General features: G+C 26.9%; 2 protein-coding genes. Both read right to left on the reverse strand.

Annotation, left to right across the window (positions count from 1 at the left end):
• Positions 1-202: 202 nt before the first annotated feature.
• The gene (gene brxL, locus RWJ08_RS07535) at positions 203-2,302 is read right to left on the reverse strand and encodes a protease Lon-related BREX system protein BrxL (RefSeq protein WP_313961655.1); all 2,100 of its coding nucleotides are present in this window, start codon (positions 2,300-2,302) and stop codon (positions 203-205) included.
• Between the two features lie 46 nt (positions 2,303-2,348).
• The gene (pglZ, locus tag RWJ08_RS07540) at positions 2,349-4,877 is read right to left on the reverse strand and encodes a BREX-1 system phosphatase PglZ type A (RefSeq protein ID WP_313961656.1); all 2,529 of its coding nucleotides are present in this window, start codon (positions 4,875-4,877) and stop codon (positions 2,349-2,351) included.
• Positions 4,878-4,950 lie beyond the last annotated feature (73 nt).

The following is a 4,950-nucleotide window of genomic DNA, read 5'->3' on the forward strand; positions in this document are numbered from 1 at the left end:
TAATTATTTATTATAGTATAATTCTTGCTTTTTTTCAACCTAAAAATTTAAAACACCTCCAAAATCAAATAACATTTAAATATGTATTGTATAATCAAATGCAACAAAAAATGTATAATGAGGTTTAATATAAAAAAATCAAATATAAAATTGTTTTTATTACTAATAATAAAGTTACATTCCTCTTTCAATAATTAGTATTCTATTCCACCCCTAAAGCTTTAAATACAGCATCTTCAGCTGTAGAATAAAAAATCAAGTTAAATGCACCTATTAAATCTGGTGGTACCATCGCCAAATCAGTAGCCGAAGTCATTGGCAACAATACTTTTTTTGCCCCTGAATCTAAACATACTTGTAATACATTTGCTAGTTCACTTACTTTTATTATTGTTCCACCGATACTCAAATCTCCTAAAATTACCGCACTTGAAATAATAGGTTTATTTAATGCAGCTGAACAAATAGCGATGTATGTAGACAAAGTTAAATTTGAAGTCATTCCAATGCCTTTTAAGTCTTGATAATTTACAACATAATCATTATTTTTTGTGCTAATTTCTCTACTTATTAATTTCCCATTAGCTCTTAAGTATTTAAATGCCATTTCAGCTGATTCCTTTGCTTCACGATTATTTCCTAATCCTGCTTTTTCAAATTTTCCTGTTCCTTTTGTCATCTGAGTCTCAATTTTAAACAATCCAATCATTCCACTTTTTATACTTGAAACCGTATACAAATGACCTGGTTTCCCAATACCTTCTGGAATTAAACTTCCACTACTTTGCTCCGGAACAGGAACATATTCTTCATTAAATTTTTCATTATCGATATACGAAAAATTTACGTCATAAAATTCCATCCCACCTATTTTTTTTAGTTGCTCTTTAACTCTTCTTCTCATTTCTAGTGAAAATCTTAATATCTTTTCAATTTTTTCTTTTGTAAATTTTCCATGTGGATAAATTATTTTTACCATTCCAGAAACAGTTTTTTTGACTGCAATCACATCTCTTTGATTTAATTGATTTCCTAATTTAAAATACTTATCATACGCATCTGCATAAGAAATTTTACGTAATTCTCTCATAATTTCCGCATAATAATCTGTTATAAAGCCATAGTCATCAGTAAAAAACTCTGGTCTATATTTAGGAATTTCCCAACCAGGTAAATAACAGTGCATTCTATCTAAGAATGCCGTATCTCTTCCCATTACATGAGGAAATGGTTCAAATAAATTAGAAGTTTTTAAAACAACATCTACACTCTGATTAATATTTCCTATAAAAGCCATTCCAGCACTTGCATTTTTTTGTTCTTTCCCTCGTGCAAACGAACCTGATGCCATATAATCTTTCATAATTTGGACTCCATCTTGATCCTTAAACTTCATTCCTGCCACCTCATCAAAGGCTACACAGTCCCAAAGTCCTACGAGTCCCATTGTTCCTCTTCCCATATTATAAAAAAGATTTGCTACACTTGTTTGACCTCCTGATACAAGTATACTGTTCGGGCTTATTTCTTTATAAATATGTGATTTCCCAGTTCCACGAGGCCCTAGCTCACAAAAATTATAATTATTTTCTAACAATGGTATCAATCTTGACAAATGAAGCCATTTAACTCTTTCGTCAAATTTACTAGATTCCATTCCTGTACTTCTTAAAACAATATCTATCCACTCTTCATCTGTAAATTTTTCTCTTAAATCTTTAAACTCTTCAAAATCAATTTCTGGCATTTGTACAGGTGTTAATTTTTTTATAATTACAGGATTTCCTTTTTTATCGTCTTCATCATAATAATATTCCAACTGAATAATACACCAAATACCTCCTCCTAACAATCTCTCGTATTTAGAAGGATAAACATCTGATATTGGAACACCTTTTAACGATAAATTAGAAAATTCAGCTTCATGTCTATTCTCCTTAAAATTTAACTTTACAGTAACCTTGTCAATTATTGTATAAGATCCATTTTCTCTTAATTTTGATTTTATTCTTTCGGCTTCATCAGGTCTTACATAATTTTGTGCCAAGATTCTTTTTACTGTTTTCATTCCTTCTTCTATATCTTCTTCATTTTCTGAAGAACAATACATTCCCAATAAATATTCAAGCACATATATAGGAACATTTGCCCCTTCCCTTATTTTTTTTGTCAAATCTTTTCTAACGATTTTTCCAGAAAAATATTTATTTAACTTTTCACTTAATGTTTCTCTATCTTTGTCATTATTAGCCTCTTTTAAACAATCATTATCCTCAAAAGTTTGACAATAATCTTTATTCACTTTTTCCTCCTTTAATATCTCTTGTTTCAAATAAAAAAATTATTTATCAAAATCCAAAATCATCTGAAAATAATATATCTATTATTATTTTTTTCCTTTCTTCAATTTTGGTTTCTATGTTTTTTACGACTAAATAATAATCTTCATCTTTTTTATATTTTTTATTTATTAAAGTAAATCTTAGTTTTTTTATTCTTTTTACAGTTTCAGTTTCTTCACTATTTGCTTTATAATTTTCTATATTTGAAATTATACTCTCATTACTATCAATAAAATATATTTCAAATTCTGTAGGTTTTATAATATCTGTTACAGCACTTTTTTGAAGAAAATCAAGCGAGATTTTCAAATTAGTTATTTTGTTAATTTCTGATATTAAACCAACTTTTACCAATTCCGTGTCTACTGATCCTTTTGCAGTTTTTACTTTTATAACTGGAACAATTAATTCTTGTAACGAAATTCCACCATGATAATAATTTTGTCCACCACCACTAACCTTAAATACACTAGAAGTATTCGGTGAAATTACTTTTAAATTTTCATTTTTATTATTTAAAACATCTGACATGTTTATTTCATTTGTACCAATTTCGCCATATTCATTTTCCGTTACTATGTATCTCCTATTCACAACATCATTTTTACTAGAAAAGTTTTCTATTTTATCACTTTCATCTATTTTTCTTCTTTTGTAAATAAATCCGTGATCTGCTGTTACTATTATATTATTAATAGATTCCACTCTAAGTTTTTTTATCAAATTCATAATTTCTTCTATCGCTTTTTGACACGCCTCAAACACTTCATTTTCAGTATTTGCCTTATCTCCTATCGAATCAATTTGATTATGATAAATATAAAGTTTTTTCTTATTTCTAAATACCTCTCTTAATTCATTTTTTGAACATCTAAACACTTCATCAAAATCTAAAGCTACTGCATTTTCATCATAACTTTTTAAAATCTTTTCTCTTTTTACTCTGTCGTGACAAGCTTTTCCATCAATAAGTACTGAAAAATCACCATTTTCGACTTCTATTTCTATTTTGTCATGCGGAAGCAATGCTGCCATACCTAATTTTGTGACAGAAGGTATAATCCCTAACTGATATTCTATTTCAGCATCTACAGTTTCATCTCTACTCATCTTATAAAATAATTCTCTCCCCGTTTCATACCTCAAAGCATCAGAAATTATTACTACAATTCTATTTTTATTAATTTCAACATAATTTTTGTAGAAATCCTTTTGTAAATTTATTTTCTTAGGAAGCTCTCTATAATTAAGTAGGTCATTAAATTTTATATTTGCAGGATTTAAAAATTTATCAGTATATTTGGTTTCTAATAATTCTAACAACCTACTATACTTTTCACTATTTTCTGTTAATTGATCATAGTAATAACAAAATTTTCTATAATATGTATCAATCATATAATCTTTTTGAACATATTTTTCTATTATTTCTAATAAATCACTACAAGTTTCAAAATTTATATTTTTTATTCCTTTGTAAGCATATTCCAATATTTTATACTCTATCTTTAATTTTGAATTATCAATATTTTTCTCTCTTCGTAATTCTATTATCTCTTCTATAGATTTATCTTGCAACTTTGCTGAAAAATTCTCATCAACAATTCTTTCAACTATCCATTTCGTTATTTTTTCATCAGGAAAATCAAATATATCAAGTTCCAAAAGATATTCAGGTAAAATATTTTTAAAATATTTATTTCCATCTATAATAGAATAAACTTCTGAAACAAGATTTTTAAAAATTTCTCTATATTCAGAAATCTGTCGCAATCTATTTAAAAATACCATAACGGTACTTCTTACACTTAGTTCCTTAAATCTAACAGGAATTTCTTTTGTTATTTTTTCAGAAGCATAAGTTAAAAATATTCCAATAAGTAACTTAGTTAAACTCGGATCATCATCAACATATCCAAATTTTAATCTACATAATTCCCAAAACTTCTCTTCAAGATTATATTTATTAAACTCTACAAGATATCTACTTTCTTTTCTGTTTTTATCAGTAATTAAAATTCTTACTACATCATCAAACCCCTCAAATATTTCAGCTTTTGAATTAGTAATAACTCTCATCATTATAATTTCAATATCTTCTTTTTTACTAACTCTCTTCTCTTCTACCAATTTTTCAAATTTTTCTCTTCGATCTTTTGCTGCAAAAAACTTTCTATGTCTTTCCATAACTTCTTTAAACTCATCATTTAAATTTAAATTTTGAGCTATTATTGAAATTGGATCTGGTGAAAATAATTTCGAATACATTATAGTATCAGCAAGATGATTATCCCTGTCTTCACTTCTCTTAAAAGGAGCATAAATCAAATAATTACTCTCCTTATCCTCTCTTTCAAGAAGTAATTTTGTCTTAAATAACTCATCTTGTTTCAATCTCAATAACTTAACATTTTCCAATTTCAACTCTTCTATCTCTGACAGAAATTCTTGCTTTTCATCATACCAAAAAACAATTCTTCTTCCTTCTTTCTTAAATTCACTATTAAGTACTTTTGTAATTTGTTCTAAATTCAATTTTCTCACTCCATGATTTTCTATATTTTTAAATAAAAAAGCCTCATTTATTTCTTTTTAAATAAAAGAGACT

This window comes from uncultured Parvimonas sp., assembly GCF_963524015.1.
Taxonomy (GTDB): Bacteria; Bacillota; Clostridia; order Tissierellales; family Peptoniphilaceae; genus Parvimonas.